16 protein-coding genes are annotated in these 16,921 nt (G+C 71.8%); 11 read left to right on the plus strand and 5 right to left on the minus strand.

Features of this window, described 5'->3' with window-relative positions; genetic code table 11:
- The first annotated feature begins 144 nt into the window (after positions 1-144).
- A complete protein-coding gene (locus FRAAL_RS17510) occupies positions 145-1,548 on the plus strand; it encodes an HNH endonuclease signature motif containing protein (RefSeq protein WP_041939432.1) in 1,404 nt (467 codons plus the stop codon).
- Between the two features lie 139 nt (positions 1,549-1,687).
- On the opposite strand, the gene FRAAL_RS17515 is transcribed toward FRAAL_RS17510, so the two are convergent.
- A complete protein-coding gene (locus tag FRAAL_RS17515) occupies positions 1,688-2,863 on the minus strand; it encodes an MDR family NADP-dependent oxidoreductase (RefSeq protein ID WP_083867014.1) in 1,176 nt (391 codons plus the stop codon).
- A gap of 175 nt (positions 2,864-3,038) precedes the next feature.
- Between FRAAL_RS17515 and FRAAL_RS17520 the strand changes: the two genes are divergently transcribed.
- Positions 3,039-3,650: a pyridoxamine 5'-phosphate oxidase family protein gene (locus FRAAL_RS17520; protein WP_011605129.1), complete on the plus strand. Its 612-nt coding sequence runs from the start codon at positions 3,039-3,041 to the stop codon at positions 3,648-3,650.
- Positions 3,640-4,029: a hypothetical protein gene (locus FRAAL_RS17525; RefSeq protein WP_157734455.1), complete on the plus strand. Its 390-nt coding sequence runs from the start codon at positions 3,640-3,642 to the stop codon at positions 4,027-4,029. The genes FRAAL_RS17520 and FRAAL_RS17525 overlap by 11 nt, the downstream gene beginning before the upstream one ends.
- Before the next feature lie 49 nt (positions 4,030-4,078).
- Here the strand turns inward: FRAAL_RS17525 and FRAAL_RS17530 are convergent, their stop codons facing one another.
- From FRAAL_RS17530 to FRAAL_RS17545, 3 genes are all read right to left on the minus strand, one after another.
- Positions 4,079-4,609, minus strand: coding sequence for a DinB family protein (locus FRAAL_RS17530; RefSeq protein WP_011605131.1), 531 nt, complete (start codon positions 4,607-4,609; stop codon positions 4,079-4,081).
- An 83-nt stretch (positions 4,610-4,692) separates the two neighbouring features.
- Positions 4,693-5,502, minus strand: a complete 810-nt coding sequence (locus FRAAL_RS17535) for a nucleoside phosphorylase (protein WP_197537204.1) — start codon at positions 5,500-5,502, stop codon at positions 4,693-4,695.
- A gap of 589 nt (positions 5,503-6,091) precedes the next feature.
- The gene (locus FRAAL_RS17545) at positions 6,092-6,580 is read right to left on the minus strand and encodes a MarR family winged helix-turn-helix transcriptional regulator (RefSeq protein WP_011605133.1); all 489 of its coding nucleotides are present in this window, start codon (positions 6,578-6,580) and stop codon (positions 6,092-6,094) included.
- A gap of 146 nt (positions 6,581-6,726) precedes the next feature.
- Here FRAAL_RS17545 and FRAAL_RS17550 point away from each other — a divergent pair, with 146 nt between their 5' ends.
- The 8 genes from FRAAL_RS17550 to FRAAL_RS17590 all read left to right on the plus strand — a co-directional run bounded on the left by FRAAL_RS17550 (position 6,727) and on the right by FRAAL_RS17590 (position 16,527).
- The gene (locus tag FRAAL_RS17550; protein ID WP_011605134.1) at positions 6,727-7,338 is read left to right on the plus strand and encodes an NAD(P)-dependent oxidoreductase; all 612 of its coding nucleotides are present in this window, start codon (positions 6,727-6,729) and stop codon (positions 7,336-7,338) included.
- Between the two features lie 140 nt (positions 7,339-7,478).
- Positions 7,479-8,279, plus strand: a complete 801-nt coding sequence (locus tag FRAAL_RS17555) for a TetR/AcrR family transcriptional regulator (RefSeq protein WP_197537205.1) — start codon at positions 7,479-7,481, stop codon at positions 8,277-8,279.
- Positions 8,280-9,781: 1,502 nt separating this feature from the next.
- Complete coding sequence (locus FRAAL_RS17565) at positions 9,782-10,051, plus strand: ferredoxin (protein WP_085949676.1); 270 nt, start codon at positions 9,782-9,784, stop codon at positions 10,049-10,051.
- On the plus strand, positions 10,048-11,514 hold the full coding sequence (locus FRAAL_RS17570) for an NAD(P)/FAD-dependent oxidoreductase (RefSeq protein ID WP_011605140.1): 1,467 nt from the start codon (positions 10,048-10,050) through the stop codon (positions 11,512-11,514). Before FRAAL_RS17565 ends, FRAAL_RS17570 begins: the two co-directional genes overlap by 4 nt.
- On the plus strand, positions 11,514-12,992 hold the full coding sequence (locus FRAAL_RS35065) for an NAD(P)-binding domain-containing protein (protein ID WP_083866830.1): 1,479 nt from the start codon (positions 11,514-11,516) through the stop codon (positions 12,990-12,992). The genes FRAAL_RS17570 and FRAAL_RS35065 overlap by 1 nt, the downstream gene beginning before the upstream one ends.
- Positions 12,989-14,206 (plus strand): cytochrome P450, encoded by a 1,218-nt coding sequence (locus FRAAL_RS17580; protein ID WP_011605142.1) that lies wholly within the window; start codon positions 12,989-12,991, stop codon positions 14,204-14,206. The genes FRAAL_RS35065 and FRAAL_RS17580 overlap by 4 nt, the downstream gene beginning before the upstream one ends.
- A gap of 97 nt (positions 14,207-14,303) precedes the next feature.
- The gene (locus tag FRAAL_RS17585; RefSeq protein ID WP_011605143.1) at positions 14,304-14,681 is read left to right on the plus strand and encodes a hypothetical protein; all 378 of its coding nucleotides are present in this window, start codon (positions 14,304-14,306) and stop codon (positions 14,679-14,681) included.
- A gap of 289 nt (positions 14,682-14,970) precedes the next feature.
- Entirely contained in the window at positions 14,971-16,527 is a 1,557-nt protein-coding gene (locus FRAAL_RS17590; RefSeq protein ID WP_011605144.1) for a glycoside hydrolase family 27 protein, read from the plus strand.
- 19 nt (positions 16,528-16,546) lie between these two features.
- Here FRAAL_RS17590 and FRAAL_RS17595 read toward each other — a convergent pair whose 3' ends face one another.
- Complete coding sequence (locus FRAAL_RS17595; RefSeq protein ID WP_011605145.1) at positions 16,547-16,912, minus strand: hypothetical protein; 366 nt, start codon at positions 16,910-16,912, stop codon at positions 16,547-16,549.
- Between the last annotated feature and the right edge of the window lie 9 nt (positions 16,913-16,921).

A 16,921-nucleotide genomic window follows, 5' to 3' on the forward strand; every position in this document is an offset into this window, starting at 1 on the left:
GCGCCGCGGCCCACCCATCCGCGCCCACTGCCCGTACGCGCCGCTCGCCTGTTGGTCAGGTGCGAGTTGGTTCCCGTGTCGTCTCCGCCCACAGCGTACGAACAGGTGTTCGACATTGGGTGGATGTTGTTCTACCGTTACCCCATGGATCTCAACGACTTCGGGGACGGCCCTGACCCGCCGACCCGCCTCGCCACAATCTCCCGCCAGCTCGACGGGCTCCTCACCGCGCAGGCCTGGCAGCTGTCCGACACGGAGCTGGACGGGCTGCTCGAGGGGGTCTGCCGGCTGACCAGCCGCGTCGCCGCCGTCCGAGGGCTGCTGTTCGTCGAGGCCCAGGACCGCGGATTCGCCGTGCGCCACGGCGCCACCGACCTCACCGGCTGGCTGCGCGACCGGCTACGCCTGACCACCCGCGACGCCCGCCGCCAGGTCACCCTCGCCCACGACACCACCACCGTCCACACCGCCACCGGCACCGCGTTGGCCGACGGAACGATCACCGTCGAACAGGCGATGGTCATCAGCGACGCGCTACGCACCCTGCCCACCGCCACCACCCCCGACCAGCAGACCGCCGCCGAACAGGCCCTCCTACGCTTCGCCGACCAGTTCGACCCCCACCACCTCGTCAAACTCGCCGCCCGCCTCCGCGAAACACTCACCACCACCGACACCTCCCCCGGCGGCGACGACCCCCACACCGACAGCCACACCGGCGAACACACCAACCCCAGCACCCGCAAGACCGGCAGCGGCGGTGATGATGCCGGCAACGACGGCAGGAAAAAGCCGAGCCCGGACCCGGCGGACATCCGCCGGTTGACCCTGACCGACACCCCGACCGGCACCACCCTGATCAGCGGGGAACTCGATACCGAAGGCGCCGCCCTGCTGCGCACCGCGTTGGACAGCCTCGCCGCCCCCCAACCCGCCGCCGACGGCACTCCCGACCGGCGCAGCCCCACCCGCCGCCGCGCCGACGCCCTCATCGACCTGGTCACCCGCGCGTTGGGTGCCGCGACCGTCCCCGAAAACGGCGGGGTACGCCCACATCTGACCGTCACCATCGACTGGAACACCCTGCTCGCCAGCGGTGCCAGCCCCGCCCTGACCAGCTGGGGACTTCCGCTGCCCCACAGCACCCTCGCCCGGCTCAGCTGCGACGCGGAGATCAGCCGGATCATCCTGGATCCCGACGGTGTCCCCCTCGACGTCGGACGATCCACCCGCGTCGTGCCGCCACAGCTGCGTCGCGCACTCGTGGCCCGCGACCGGGGCTGCAGCTTCCCCGGCTGTGACCGGCCACCCACCTGGTGCGAAGCACACCACGTCATCCACTGGACACACGGCGGTGTCACCGCCCTGCACAACCTCGTCCTGCTCTGCGGCCACCACCACCGCCAAGTCCACCACGACGGCTGGACCATCATCTTCACCGACGACGGACACCCCGCCTACACCCCACCCTGGCGCATCGACCCCCACCAGACACCCCGCCGCAACCCCTACACCCACCCACCCGACCTCCTCACCAGCGCCACCTGACAAGGGGTGGTCGGCCCACGGCTGACCGCCGGCCGGTTCCCTGTCCCCGGTCGACCGGTGGGACCGCACACCACCTCACGGTCCACCCGCCGGTTCGCTCACCATGCCACGCGACCGCGCACGGACACGCCGACAGGTCCTACATGCCTGGTCCGTCAACCCGGATGACGACCCGGCCGGTGAACGCCCCACGCAGCAGGTCGGTGAAAGCGCGTGGCGCGTTCTCGATCCCGTCCACGATGGTCTCGTCGAGTTGCAGCCGGCCCGTCGCCAGCCAGTGGCCGATCTCCTGTTCGGCCTCGGCGCGGCGGTCCGCGAAGTCGGCGGTGCGCAGACCCCGCAGGGTGAGCCGGTTGGCGATGGCGTAGCCCAGGTCCGGGGTCGTCTCCTCGCCCGCGGCCCGGCCGGGCCGCGGGCCGGTCTGGCGATCGAGCAGCCCGCACAGCACCACCCGGCCGTGCGGGCGCAGCAGGCGGACCGCGGCGGCGAGCTGTGCGCCGCCGGTGTTGTCGAAGTAGACGTCGATGCCCTCCGGGGCGCATTCGCGCAGCCGATCGAGCACGGGGCCGTCCCGGTGGTCGAAGGCCGCGTCGAAGCCGAGAGTCCCAGTCACGTGCGCGACCTTGGCCGGTGACCCCGCGCTGCCGATCACCCGGCCGGCACCGCGCAGCCGTGCGATCTGACCGGCGAGGCCGCCGACCGCTCCGGCCGCGCCGGACACGAACACGGTGTCGCCGGATCGCAGCTCGGCCGCGGCGACCAGACCGGCCCAGGCGGTCAGCAGCGGGGCCAGATACGCGGTCGGGGTGGGGAGGACGGCAGGGTCGACCCGCCGTAGCGCCGCCGCGTCGGCGACGGCGAACTCGCGCCATCCGAGCTGGTGACAGACCTCGTCGCCCACGGCGAAGCCGGGGTCGGTGCTGGCGACGACCTCACCGAGGGCGGCCCCCGGCACGACGTCGCCGAGGGTGAGCCGGGGCAGCGGCAGGCCGACGTCGCCGAGGAACAGGCGGGCGGCGGCGTCGAGAGCAAACAGGGTGGTGCGGACGACGACCTGCCCTGGCCGCGGGGCCGGCACTGCGGCCAGTTCCACGCGGAAGTCCTCCGGTGCCGGCAGCCCGACCGGATACGCGGCGAGACGTACCAGCCGACCGGCAGCCGGTGCGGACAGCGACTCGACGGGCGACGACGAGGTAGGCGACGACGAGGCAGGCGACGACGAGGCAGGTGCCGACGAGATGGGCGACGACGGGGCGGGTGGGGTGACCTGCGGCGGCTCGGTGGCGGACGAGGTGGCGGGGGTGGAGGCGCTCATGTCGCCGACGGTAGGGGCTTCCGCGTGCGTGAAGGTCAAGCCCGCCACGCCGGGAAAATGGCCGACCATAGGAAGTGGGAGTCTCGATTGCGTGCATTGACGGTGCAGGCCGGGTTCCGTGGCAGGCAGGCCATCGGCAGTGTCACCCAGTGCCCAACCGAAGGGAGATGCGGACATGACGGTTCCGACGGAGGATGCCGCCGCTGGTCCGGGCGCCGGCTTACCTGACGGGCGTGGGCGGGACGGCCAATCCCCCGGCGCCGGTCTGACGGACGAGCAGCGGCGGTTCCTCGCCGCGCACACGCGTGGCTTTCTGATCGTGACCGGCGCGGACGGCGGGCCGATCGGTTACCCGATGACCGTCCGGTGGTGCGACGGCACGCTGGAGTTCAACACCTACCGTAGGAGCGCGAAGGTTACCCACCTGCGCCGGGACGGCCGGGTCTGTGTGGTCGTGGTGCCCCGTGACCGGGCGGCCGATCGGCGTGTGCTCAGTGTCTGGGGACGCGTGCAGCCCGGCGAGGGAAGCATCGAGCACTGGATGCACGACGGCGACGGCACGGATCCGACGCCGAGCCCGTCCACGCCGCCGCAGACCACGCCGCCCCACGTCACGAGCCCGCACGTCACGGCCCCGCAGGTCACGACCCCGCACGTCACGACCCCGCCCCACGTTGTCAGCAGGGTCCGGGAGAGGCTGCTCGACGGCAGGCGGATCATCATCCGGGTGAGCCCCCTCACCGCCCTGTTCATGAATGCAGCGCAGGGAGCAGACGATGTCGGCTGAGCGCCGCCGGCGGATCGCGATGGACGCCGAGCAGCTCTCGGCGTTCCTCGACGGTTCCGCGGAGATGGTCGTCGCCTACGTGAACGCGGACGGTTGGCCCGTCGGAGCCCTGGCCGGCGCCGAGCGGCACGGGGAGGAGATCACGGTTGCGTTCGTCGATCCGTCCGGGGCCGCCGCCGAGGTCGGCGTCGGCGATGCGGTGTGCTGTGTCGCCGAGGAGGGGGCCAGCTACGACGAGATCCGGGGCGCGATCGTGCGCGGTGAGGTGACCACGGTCGCCACGGCGGCCGGCCGGCACCGCTGGACCGTCCGCGAGCGGAACATCAGCAGCTTCGACTTCGCAGCCCTGGCCGACCCCGGGCCGGGGGGCGCCGGCTGATCCGCCGGGCGCGTCGACCGGGCCGATCCGTCAACCCGGGGCAGACGCGTCAGACCAGGCCGGCACGGACGATGTCGCCGTCGTGGTGGTGGCACTCGTGCAGGGCGCTGCGGGCCACCAGGGCGACCTCGACGATCCGGCCGTCCAGGTCGATCGTGCGGCGTGCCAGGTCCGCGTCGAGCCGCGCCATCGTCTCGCGCAGGCGGGCGACCCGGCGTTCGAACTGGCCGAGGAGATCGTCCAGGTCGCCGCGGAGGTAGTCCGCCGCGGCCACTGACGCGTCGGGGTCGACGGCCGGGATCACCGGGGTCTGCTCGGCGGTGGCCCGTTCGATCAGCCAACGGTGGAAGGCCATCGATTCGCGCAGGTGCCCGAGGTACTCGATCGGCGACCAGACAGTCGGTCCCGGGCGGTGGCGCACGACGTCCGCGGGCAGGGCCCGCAGATGCTCGGCGATCCGTCCGGCGACCGGGCCGAGATCGGCGGCGACCTGCCCGACCCCGACGGCGGACGCGTCGAAGTCGCACTCGCTGCACACCTGCTCCACCGTCGACTCCTCCACGATCACGTCCACGAGCACGAACGACCACGACCACTAACGACCACGACCACTAACGACCACTGACGACCACGACCGGGTTCGCCCGCGTCATTCGCCCGCGCTCACGAGACTGCCGCGGCGCGGCCGAGTTCCACGCAGGTCTCGGCGGCGAGGTGGAACAGGCGCGCGCGGGTGGGCAGCGCCTGCTGCCAGTCCCGCGACGCCCAGACCGGGCCCGCCAACGAATCGCCGGCGTAGAGGAGCTGCGCGAACCGCACCCCGCGGAACCGGGCGACCGCGAAGAAGGCGGCGGCCTCCATCTCCACCGTGAGGCAGCCCTCCATGCGCCTGGCCTCGACCTTGGCCGGCGTCTCGCGGTAGATCGCGTCGGTCGTCCAGGTCTTGCCGCGAACGAAGGGCACCCCGTGACGGGCCAGCACCGCCTCGGCCGCCGCCACCCCGGCGGGATCGGCGCTCACCTCGCGGCTGGGCGGCTGGTAGTGGAACGAGGTTCCCTCGTCGCGGACGGCCCGGTCGGGGACGATGACCTGTCCGAGCACGAGGGAGTCGACCAGCGATCCCGCCCCGCCGCAGGCAACGAAGGTCCGGGCGCCGAGGACGATGGCCTCCTCCATGAAACCCGCGCACAGCGGTGCGCCGATGCCCGGCTGGAACACGGCGATCGGCGTCCCGTCGAGGAGCACCTCGTACACGGGATGCCGGCCGTGCTCACCGACGAGCTCGGTCAGCACCCGGGCCTGATGGGTCTCCACCAGGGCATCGACGACCTCCCCGAAGAAACACAGCACCGCGAGTTCCGGCAGCCGGACACCCGCCTTCTCCCGACCCCGGCCCGCGAACGGCCGGACCATGCCCGCGGGAGAGGGATCGAACTCGACCAACGGAAGCGACGCAGAATCCGAGATCTCCACCCGGATCATTCTGGCAGGCCCATGTATGGCGCGTCGCCGCTCATATCCGTGATCATCCTTGGCGGGATCGCGCCTGAGCCGCGCCGCGACACTCGAACCGTCACACCAATCCGGTCCGGCGGGCCTCTGAGGGAAGGAGACGGAACGAGGTCCGATGGATTCCGATGGATGAGGAGCGAGACGTCGAGTTCCGGGCGTACTTCGCCAGCCGGCTTCCGGCGCTGCTACGCCTGGCGTACCTGCTCACCGGGAATGCAGCCGACGCCGAGGGCGTGGCCCAGACCGCGCTCGCCCGGGAGTTCGCGCCTGGGACCGTGTGCGGAGCAGTAACGCCCCCGACGCCTACGCCCGGCGCATCCTCATCAACGCTCGCCGTCGCCGGTTCCGCCGCCGGCGGGTCGGCGAGACGTCGAGGTCCGATGTGCCCGACGGCGTCCCTACATCCCGGCGGGCTGGCCGGGGTCGAGGACCGGGTCGGGCTGGCTGCGGCGTTGGCCGTGCTGTCCACGCGGCAGCCGGCCGTGAGGCGTCGCATGATCACACCGTCGATTCCGCGGGCCTGGTCGACGACTCAGGCGACGCAGCTTGATCAGGGCTCGCGGGGGACGGACGAGGCGGCCGCCCGGCACGTGAACTGGCTCGGGTCTGCCCCCGCCTTGGCGAGCAGCGCGTAGAGGTGTTGCTGATCGTCCGGGGAGAGACGGGCGAGCGGGGAGCCCGCCGTGAAGGCCTGCACGAGCTGCGCGCGCACTTCGACGCCTCTGCGGGTCAGACTGATGATCTTCTGTCGGCGATCCGTCGGTGCCGGTCGCCGTCGGATCAGGCCGCGCTGTTCGAGCCGGTCCGTCAGGAACGTCACGGTGGACGGGTCACAGTTCAGCGTTGCCGCCAGCGCGCGCATCGAGGGCGGCGGGCCGTCGGGGTCCAGCCGCCACAGCGCGCCGGCGAGCGCCTCGGTGAGATCGAGCTCCTTCACCAGGTCCGCGGCCAGGTCGTTGGTCGCGACCGCGAGGGTGACGACCTGCTTGACGACGGCGTGGATCAGCGAGTCGTCCGCAAGGCCGTCGCCGTCGCCCACCCGCCGACATTACCTGGAGCGTCCGAACCTGGCACATCCGAACCTGGCATATCCGAAGCTTGACGTCTCCAAGTATCTGCCCAATACTTGGAGACTCAAAGTTTTTCGGCAATGTCGTCAACAGCGTTGATTAGCGGAGGGTCAGCATGCATCTGGCGGTCTTCGGCGGCACCGGGCACACCGGGCGTCACCTGCTCGAACAGGCGTTGGCGCAGGGCCACACGGTCACCGCACTCGCCCGCGACCCCCGCGGTCTCGCCACCCACGAACGTCTGCGGCCGGTGGCCGGTGACGTCCGCGACGCGGCCGTCGTGAAGCAGGTCATCGCCGGCAGCGACGCCGTGCTCAGCGCGCTGGGCCAGCGCAGATGGGGCAGCACGGTCTGCACGGACGGGATGCGCACCATCCTGCCGGCGATGCAGGACCACGGCGTGGAGCGTCTGATCGCCGTCAGCGGCTACGGCGTGGCCGACAGCCGCCACCGCAACCTCTACGTCGCCATCGCCCGGGTGGCGATCAGATCCCTGATGCGCGACAAGGAGGGCATGGAGGATCTCATCAGGGCGAGCGCCACCACCTGGACCATCGTCCGGCCGGCCCTGCTCACCGGCGGCCCGCGCACCGGGCGCTACCGCACCGGCACCGACCTGCGCCTGACGATCACATCCAGGATCTCCTACGCCGACGTCGCCGACTTCATGCTCGCCCACCTCACCCGGGACGACTACGCCTGCCGCGCTGCCGCCATCACCTCGTAGCCGTCCGGCCGGACGAGCCGACCATCGCAAAGGGCGCCGGCACATCACCGGTAGCGGCCTGGGACTGTCCATCCACGGGTTGTCCATCCCTGAGTTGTCCATCGGCCTGCGACGTAGGCTCTGGGCGGAGGTGGTGACCGGTGGCGACCGCGCAGTTTCCGCGCGGCAGGCCGGGCGGCTCGGGCAGGGCGCGCAGCATGCGCGGGCAGGGCGAGCAGCTTCGTCGGGAGATCCTGGCCGCGGTGAACCATCTGCTGGTGGAGTGGGGCAGCGCCGAGAAACTGACGATGCGCGCGGTCGCCCGAGAGGTCGGGGTCGCGGCGCCGAGCATTTACCTGCATTTCCCGGACAAGGCGGCACTGGTCTGGGCGGCGTTGTCCGACAAGTACGACGATCTGGTCGCAAGCATGGCGCGGGCGGACGAGGCCACCGACGACACCGATCCCCGCGAGCCGCTGCGGGCGCAGACGCACGCCTACTGCCGGTTCGCGCTGACCAACCCCGGGCACTACCGGCTGATGTTCGAGGTGCCGCAGCCGACGGTGGAGATCGCGAGGATCAGCGAGCACCCGGCCCACGGCGTCTCGGCCAGTCTCCGCGCCGGCTTCCGGCGCTGTCGGCAGAGCGGATACGCGCTGTCCCTGCCGGTGGAGCAGGCAGCCCAGACCCTGTGGGCGGGGCTGCACGGCATGGTGACGCTCCACCACAGCCTCTTCCACGACGAGTCGACGGAGAACCTGACGCTGCAGCTCGCCGACGGCCTGCTCGACTCCCTCGTCGCGAGCACGCCGGGCACCTCGCCGCCCTTCCGGTCCGCTCCCCCGGAAACCGCCGCCTCCCGCCACATCAGGGCCATTCTGGCAGGCAACACGGATCGTCAGGGGGGAGACAGCCTTGCGCACGCCCCCGGGGGAGCCTCCCACCGGCCTACGGGGCGGTGACCGGTAGCCAGGCGGACGGTACCCCCACGGGATCAGGGCTGGGGTACCGCCACTCAGCGCCGACCTAGGCTCGGCGATCTCGGCACGGAGGTCGTGAACCCGTACGCCTACGGCGCACAGATCGCGAAGACGGTGATGGGCTGATTGGCGCTGTGACGGACCGCCCAGCCGGTCGCCGGGGTGGTCGACGAGCCACCGGTGGGCACCGAGGCAGTGAGAGCGCTTCCGTTCGACGACGACCCGCCGCCGCCGAGAGCGAAGGTGCCCGCCGGACACGACACAGCCGCGACCCTTTCGGCGGTGGCGGAGACGACGAAGCTGCTCGACCCGACGCTTGGCCCTGGCGGGCCCTGAGTGCCTGGCGGACCCTGGATGCCTGGCGGACCCTGGGTGCCTGGCGGGCCCTGAGTGCCTGGCGGGCCTGGCGGACCCTGGGTTCCCGGGGTGCCCGGCGGACCTGGCGGACCCTGGGTTCCCGGCGGACCTGGCGGACCTGGCGGACCCGGCCGGCCCTGGCACTTCTTGAACAGGTCCTCACAGTCCTTGTCGTCCAGGATGTTCAGTTTGTGCGGGGAACCGCCGCTCAGGCCGGGTGCCCCGTGGACGTCCTGCTCGACATTGCTGGCGATCGGGGCGGCCTGAGCGGTGGCCGCCTGGCCGAGCGCCGCGGTGCCGAACAAGCCACCGACCATCGACAGCATGACGGTAGTTCTGACAGCCCTCTTGCTGAGGGACCTAAAATGCATGACCACCTCCACCTTTCAAGGAAAAGATTCTCACTGGGAGCGATCAGTCTGATCGCCGGTTCGCGACGGCCATATCACCGCAATCCTGGGTCCGGTTTCACCCAGAGCAAGGTCGTCCTCTTCTTTCGAGAAACTCCCTACCGCGCGACCGGATCCACTCCTCAGCCGTTTCCGGCACCGACTCGATCGGGTCATCGATCCAGTAGACCTGGTTGATTCCGAAGTAGTATGAACGGTCGATACCGCACGGGCTTTCCTGATGACTCGACCGCCGGCGCGGCGCCTTAATCAATATCAGAGGCGAAGATCCTCGCGCACGTGACACGCCGAACAGCGATCAATAGCCTCCGCAATCCGGGCAGAGAGATCGCGTCGCGCGTATTCACTTCAGCCAATGCCACTTCAGTCGCGTCTGCGTCGGAAAATAAAGCCTGCAACTCCAGCGGAGTACCAGTTCCCGCTCAAGTGCACGGATTTTGAAGCGCGATGGAGACCATGCACGCGGCGCGGACATCCGGACCAGAGATCGGGATCCTCACCGTCCACCCAAACCCACCGAGAAAGAATCGCCGATTAATTGGACAAGTGGGTATATGCCCGCTTAAAGACGGTCGGTTTTGCCTACCCTCGAAGGTTGCGAGTACAGTCTGACTTAACTTTGTTAGGTGACCGGGGTCGACAGGTGACCGAGACCACGAAATCTGCCAGTCCCCCGGTCGGCAGAGCCCCCGGAAAGGGGCTTGCCCGGAGGTTTCCATGAAGATTTCTGTCGATGTCGACAGGTGCTGCGGCGCGGGCCAGTGCGTGCTCGCCGCCCCCGACGTCTTCGATCAGCGCGACGACGACGGCATCGTGATCCTGCTCGATGCCAACCCGCCGGCCGACCAACACGACAATGTGCGTAGGGCCGCCGCGGTCTGCCCGGCGGCCGCCATCGAGGTGCTCGACATCGAGGTGCTCGACATCGAGGCGCTCGACATCGAGGCGCCGGGGATCGACGCGCCGGGGATCGAGGTGCGGAGGTGAGCGCGGTGGCCCCGTCGCGGGTCACCATCGTCGGCGCCTCGGCCGCCGGTCTGAGCGTCGCGGAGGCCCTGCGACGCGGCGGCTACCCCGGGCGGCTGACGCTCATCGGCGACGAGCCCCACCTGCCCTACGACCGGCCCCCGCTGTCCAAGCAGCTGCTGTCCGGCGCGTGGGACGCCGACCGACTGCGGCTGCGCAACGCCGGGGCACTGGACGCGCTCGGGCTCGACCTGCGGCTGGGCGCCGCGGCCGTCACCCTGGACACCGAGGCGCGCGAGGTCGCCCTGGCCGACGGCGACCGGGTCGGCTACGACGCGCTCGTCCTGGCCACCGGGGCCGCCGCCCGTCGGCTGCCGGGCACCGACGGCGTCGCCGGCGTACACGTCCTGCGCACGCTCGAGGACGCACTCGACCTGCGTCGGGAGCTGCGGCCCGGCCGCCGGCTGGTGATCGTGGGCGCCGGATTCGTCGGCGCCGAGGCGGCCGCCGTCGCCCGGAAACTGGGCGCCGAGGTCACCATGGTGACCGACGCTCCGGTGCCGCTGGCCGACGCGCTCGGCCCCGACCTGGGCGCCATGCTCGCCGAGGTCCACGCCGAGCACGGGGTACGGATCATCTCCGGCGTCCGGGTCGACGCCGTCCTGACCCAGGGTGGCCGGGCCAGCGGGGTGCGGCTGGCCGACGGCCGGACCGTCGAGGCCGACGCCGTGCTGGTCGGCATCGGCGCCCGTCCCAACACCGGCTGGCTCGCGGCAAGCGGCGTCGCCGTCGGGGACGGGGTGGAGTGCGACGCCACCCTCCACGCCGGTTCGGGCGTGTGGGCGGCGGGCGACGTCGTCTCGTGGCCGCACCCGCGCACCGGTGAGCGCATCCGCATCGAGCACCGCGCGAACGCCACCGAGCAGGGCCTGGCCGTCGCCCGCAACATCCTCGCCGGGCCGGCGCACGCGACTCCCTTCGATCCGCTTCCGTACGTCTGGTCCGACCAGTACGACCTGAAGATCCAGATCTATGGCCGGATCCGGGGCTGCGACCAGGTACGGGTTGTCGAGGGCAGCCTCGCCGAACGCCGGCTGACGGCGCTGTACGGCCGCGACGGCACAGTCCGCGCCGTCGCCGGCGTCAACATGCCGCGGGCCACGCGCGGGTACCGCCCGCTGGTCGCCGAGCAGGCCCCATGGCCGCGCGCGACCGACACCGTGCCGGCCCCCAGCGCAGATAAGACCCCGAGCACAGGTCAGGCCCCGGGCACAGGTCAGGCCCCGGGCACAGGTCAGGCCCCGGGCACAGGTCAGGCCCCGGGCACAGGTCAGGCCCCGGGCACAGGTCAGGCACCGAGCGGACGTCAGGTCCCGAGCGCACGTCAGGTCCCGGTCGCGGACTCGGCCCCCGGCAGCGGCTCGGCGATCAAGGACGAGCGGGCACTCGGTGACGCAGTGGCGCTCAGTGGAAGGGACGCGTGATGGCGGAGACGATGACACTGCGGGCCGGTGTGGTGGGGCTGGGGATGATCGGCGGCGGGGTCGCCGTCAGCATGGCCCGGCGCGGCCGGGTTCCCGCGGTCCACGACGTCCGGCCAGATGCGTCGGCGGCCCTGCCCGGTGTCGGCGACCCGCTGGGCTCGCCCGCGGAGGTGGCGCGCAGCAGCGACGTCGTGATGGTCGCCGTCGTCACCGCCGACCAGGCGCGCGACGTCATCGGCGGGGAGAACGGGCTGCTGGCGGGCGCCCACCCGGGCCTGACGATCGTCCTGCTGTCGACCGTGGAGCTGGCGGTCGTCCACGAGCTCGCGGCCCTGTGCGCCGAGCACGACGTGGGCTTTCTGGACTGCGGGGTGACCCCGGGCGACCGGGCGGCGGACCACGGCATGGTCGCCATCGTCGGCGGGGACGAGGCCACCGTGGAGGCCGCGCGGCCCGTGTTGGACGACTGGGCGAGGCGCGTCGTGCACTGCGGCCCGCTCGGCGCCGGGATGGTCACGAAGATCGCCCGCAATGTCGTCACCTATGGCAGCTGGCGTGCCGTGTTCGAGGCTAGCGCCCTCGCACGCGCCGCGGGTGTGAACCCCGCCCGGCTCGCCGAGGTCATCGACACCGCCGACCCCGAGGGTCACACCCTGCTCACCCTGTTGCGGCTGCGCGGCGGCGACGACCGGCTGCCGCAGGCAGCCGGTCGAAAGATCCAACCGCTGATGACCAAGGACCTCGACGCGGCCCGCGACCTCGCGACCGCCCTGGACGTCGACGTGCCCCTGGTCGAGGCGGCCCGGACCCACGCCGACCAGACTCTCGACCTGCCCGACCCGCACAGCCAGCACAACCCACAGCACCCACAGCACCCACAGCACCCGGACAGCCCACACAATCCGCACGGTAACCCGCCTAGTTCCCATAGCCCGCTCAACCGGGATGATCCACACGTCCCGCACGTCCTGGGTGACTCGAATGACCCGCGCGGCTCGCGCGACTGGGACGTCACCGCCGACCTCGACGACGGCCCGCACCGGTACGGCCTGGAGATGATGGATCAGGTCTACGGCCCCGGCTTCAGCGCCGGCGTGCAGGGCGGGCACGACCCCTTCACCGACGAGACGGTGAACTACTTGTTCGCCCAGGTCTGGGGCCGACCCGGCCTGTCCGTGCGGGACCGCCGGCTGCTCACCCTCGGCGTCGCGGCGACCGTCGGCCGCCCCGAACTGGTCCAGATCATCGCCACCGGCGGGCTGGTCAACGACGAGCTCACGCCCGACCAGCTCCGCGAGGCCGTCCTGCACCTGGCGGTCTACACCGGCTGGTGCAAGGCCACCGCCACCCACGCCGGCGTCACCGCCGCAGTCGAGGCCCACACCGCCGGCAAGGGCCACTCAGCCGACGGAGCCCACACGGCCGACCGAGGCCACACCGGCGACGGAGCCCACACCGCGAAGGAGCAGACGAGATGACGACGCGGCACCTCATCGACCAGCCCATCTCCCGCGACCTGGCCCATCCCCTCGATCCGCCCGCGGCGTACACCGAGCTGCGCGAGAACCAGCCCGTGGTCAGGGCGCGCTTCCCCAACGGCTCCACCGGCTGGCTGGTCACCCGCTTCGAGGAGGGCAGCCAGGTCTTCAGCGATCCCCGCTTCAGCGCGAAGCGCCGCCGCCACGACACCCCCGAGGGCGAGCAGGCCGAGGCCGGGGACGACGCGCCGTTCGACGCGGGCTTCGTGATGATGGACGAGCCCGACCACGGCGTCTACCGCCGGCTGCTCACCGCCCGCTTCACCCCGAAGGCGGTACAGACCAGGCTCCAGCCCTACCTGGACCGGATCGTCGCCGAGCATCTCGACGCCATCGCCGCCGGGCCCGAGACCTTCGACTTCGTCCAGGCCCTGTCGCTGCCCATCCCGTGCCTGGTGATCTGCGAACTGCTCGGCGTCCCCTACGCCGACCGTGACGGCTTCCACCACGCCACCGAGGTGATGATGGACACGGGCGTCAGCCGCGCCGAGCGCGACCGTGGGGCCCACTGGCTGGTCGACTACATCACCGCGCTGGTCGCGGACAAGCGCCGCACCGGCGACACCGAGGGCATCCTCGCCGAACTGATCGGCAAGGCGGACGACGAGGGGTCGATCCTGAGCGAGCGGCAGCTCGTCGGCCTCGGCGTCCTGCTGCTGTTCGCCGGGCACGACACCACGGCCGCCATGATGGGCCTGTCCACGCTCACCCTGCTCACCCACCCGGAGCAGCGCCGGGACCTGACCGAACATCCGGAACGGATCGGGACCGCGGTCGAGGAGCTCATGCGCTACCTGACCATCGTCCAGTTCGGCCTCGGCCGGGTCGCCGCGCAGGACGTGGAACTCGGCGGCGCCCACATCGGCAGGGGCGAGCTGGTCGTGGTCGCCATGAACGCCGCCAACCGCGACCCCCGCGTGTTCGCCGACCCCGACGCACTCGACCTCGACCGAACCATGGTCCGTCACCTGGGCTTCGGCTACGGCGTCCACGCCTGCCTCGGCCAGAACGTCGCCCGCGCGGAACTGAGGACCGTCCTGCCCGCGCTTTTCCGGCGCTTCCCCCACCTGCGCCTCGCCACCCCGCCGAACGAGGTCCCGATGGATTTCACCGGCACCAACTACGGCGTCCGCAAACTCATGGTAACCCGCTGAAATCGGGCCCCGGATTCCGCGGAGCGTGTGAGGTATTCGGCTGTCGGGTACAACGACCACCACGCCGGCAGGTATTCGATGGCGTCGGAGGTGTGCCATGCGAGGGCTGTCACGAAGGCTGTCAAGAATCAGGGCGCTCGTCCTGATCGCGGGGACCGGAGCAACACTGGCCCTCGTTCCACTGGCGCCGGCCGGCGCCGGTACGACCAACAATCCGCTGACGGTCACCGGAACCGTCAGGTGCAAGCTCGGCTCCGCCGAATCACTGAAAATCACCGGCGGCGGGGAGTCCCACGGCACGACCGTGGGCACGGGCGGACGGTTCTCGGTGGTCTTCGGTAATCCGCAGCTCCCCAGCACCGCGAGTGCCGAGGTGCGATGCGACATCGCCGGCAAGAGGACCTTCCGGAGCACGAACTTCACCCTGTATCGACCGACGACCGGCCAGACTCTCGTCGTGGACCTCGCAGCCTGACCCGCTCGTAGCCTGAGCCGCTCCTAGCCTGAGCCGCTCCCAGCCTGACCCGCTCGCAGCCTGACCCGCTGGTAGCCCGATCAGCCGGGAAGCCTGCGAAGCCCGACAGGCAGGTGGTGCGCCCGCGTGTGGGGGCGCACCACCCATGAACGCCGCCGTCGCCCGCCTTCTCGGCCACGACGTCAGCCGCGTCTGCCTGGGCCGTGGACTGACGGCGCGGCGGCGACCCCGCCACCCCGGTGACGCGCCTCGCGCACGCACCGGCCGCGGTCGGCGGCAGGATGAGGCCGTGACCCTCGCCGGTCCACGGTCGCACACCGCGGACGAGCCCCACAGCGCGAACGCGCCCCACGCCGCAGACGCGCCCCACGCCGCGAACGAGCCCCACGCCGAGGGCAAGCCCCACGCCGCGAACGAGCCCCACGCCGAGGGCGACCTGGCGCGGGGACGTGGCAGGGCGCGCGTCGCCGTGGCGCTCGGTGCGCTGGTCGTCCTGCTGCTGACGTGCCTGCGCGGCGATGGCGGCGGCGTCCCGCTCGTCGCCGACTCGACGGCGAACCGACAGGTCTCGGCGGGGCTCGCCCGCACCCCGCCGATGGGCTGGAACTCGTGGAACGCCTTCGGCGGGACCGTGCGCGACGGCGACGTCCGAGCCGCCGCCGACGCCCTGGTGCGCTCGGGGATGCGTGCCGCCGGCTACCGCTACGTGATCGTCGACGACGGGTGGATGGCGCCGACCCGCGGCGGCGACGGGCGCCTCGTGGCCGATCCGGAGCGGTTTCCCGCCGGCATCGCCGCCCTCGCCGCCTACGTGCACGCCCGGGGCCTGCGGTTCGGCCTCTACGCCTCCCCCGGCCGCACCACCTGCCAGGGACTGCCCGGCAGCCTCGGCCACGAGGCCGCCGACGCCGCCACCTTCGCCGCGTGGGGGGTCGACTACCTCAAGTACGACGCCTGCGGCTACCCGGACCTGCGCCCGGCCGGTACCGACGCCCGCAGGTGGCTGATCGCCGGGTTCGGTCGGATGCGCGCCGCGCTCGACGCCACCGGCCGGCCCGTCGTGTTCAGCATCAACCCGTCGGCGGGCGGCGATCCCGCGGCCGCGCGGGCGTGGACCTGGGCGCCGCGGGTCGCCCACCTGTGGCGGGTCACCAATGATCAGGCTCCCTGCTGGGCGTCCACCGAACCGATGGACGGCTACCCGGGCGTCTGCACGGTGGACAACCTCGACGCCGCCCGCGCCTGGGCGGCCGCCGGCGGCCCAGGCCACTGGAACGACCTGGACATGCTGACGATCGGCCTGACCCCGACCACGGCCAACCCCGGGGTGCGCGAACTGGCCGGCCTCGCCACCGCAACCCCGGCGGCCGCCCTCGACGACACCGAGGCCCGCGGCGAGCTGAGCGTCTGGTCGATGCTCGCCTCCCCGCTGCTCGCAGGCAACGATCTGACCAGGATGACCGCGACGACGGCCGCGATCCTCACGAACGCCGCCGTGCTCGCCATCGACCAGGACCCGCTCGGCGCCGCGCCGGTGCCGGTGCCCCGCCGCGACGGTCTCGCGCTGTGGACCCGGCCGCTGGCCGACGGCGACACGGCCGTGCTGGCCGTCAACCGGAGCGACTCCCCCCGCGCGGCGACTCTCACCCGGGCCGAGCTGGCCCTGCCGGCAACCGCCGCCGGCTACCGCGCCACCGACCTGTGGACGGGCACGATCACCACCCTTGCCGGCGGCCCGCTGCCCCTGACCCTCGCGCCGCACGCCGCCGCCCTGCTCCGCCTCACCTCCGCCAAGCCCGCCCCCGCCAGATCCGCCGCGGCGGGACCCACCCCGGCCGGACCCTGAACTGAGCGCGGGAAGGAGTTCAGGCCGGCCAGCGGGCGCCCGGTTCCCAGACCGACATGACGACGCTGGACATGTCCAGGGTGTCGCTCAACGGCAGGCGCCCGTCACCCACCCGGGTGATGAACTCCCCGAACACCTTCGCCGGATCGTCGTCGAGCTCGTAGACTGCCAGGTGCCGTTGTGGCAGGCGGCCGTCACCGGCCTCGCCGTCTGCGGGCAGGACGTCGGCGGGCGGGACGTCCGGCCGCACCTGGTAGCGCTGGGCGGAGACGACGCCGGGGACCTCGCAGACGTCGCGGATGTGCACTTCGTCGTACCACTTGTTGTACTCGTCGTCCCGCCCATCAGCGGGATTGCTCAGAACCAGGAAAAGCGCGCGGGCCACGTCCGGTTT

Source organism: Frankia alni ACN14a, from assembly GCF_000058485.1.
Classification (GTDB): Bacteria; Actinomycetota; Actinomycetes; order Frankiales; family Frankiaceae; genus Frankia; species Frankia alni.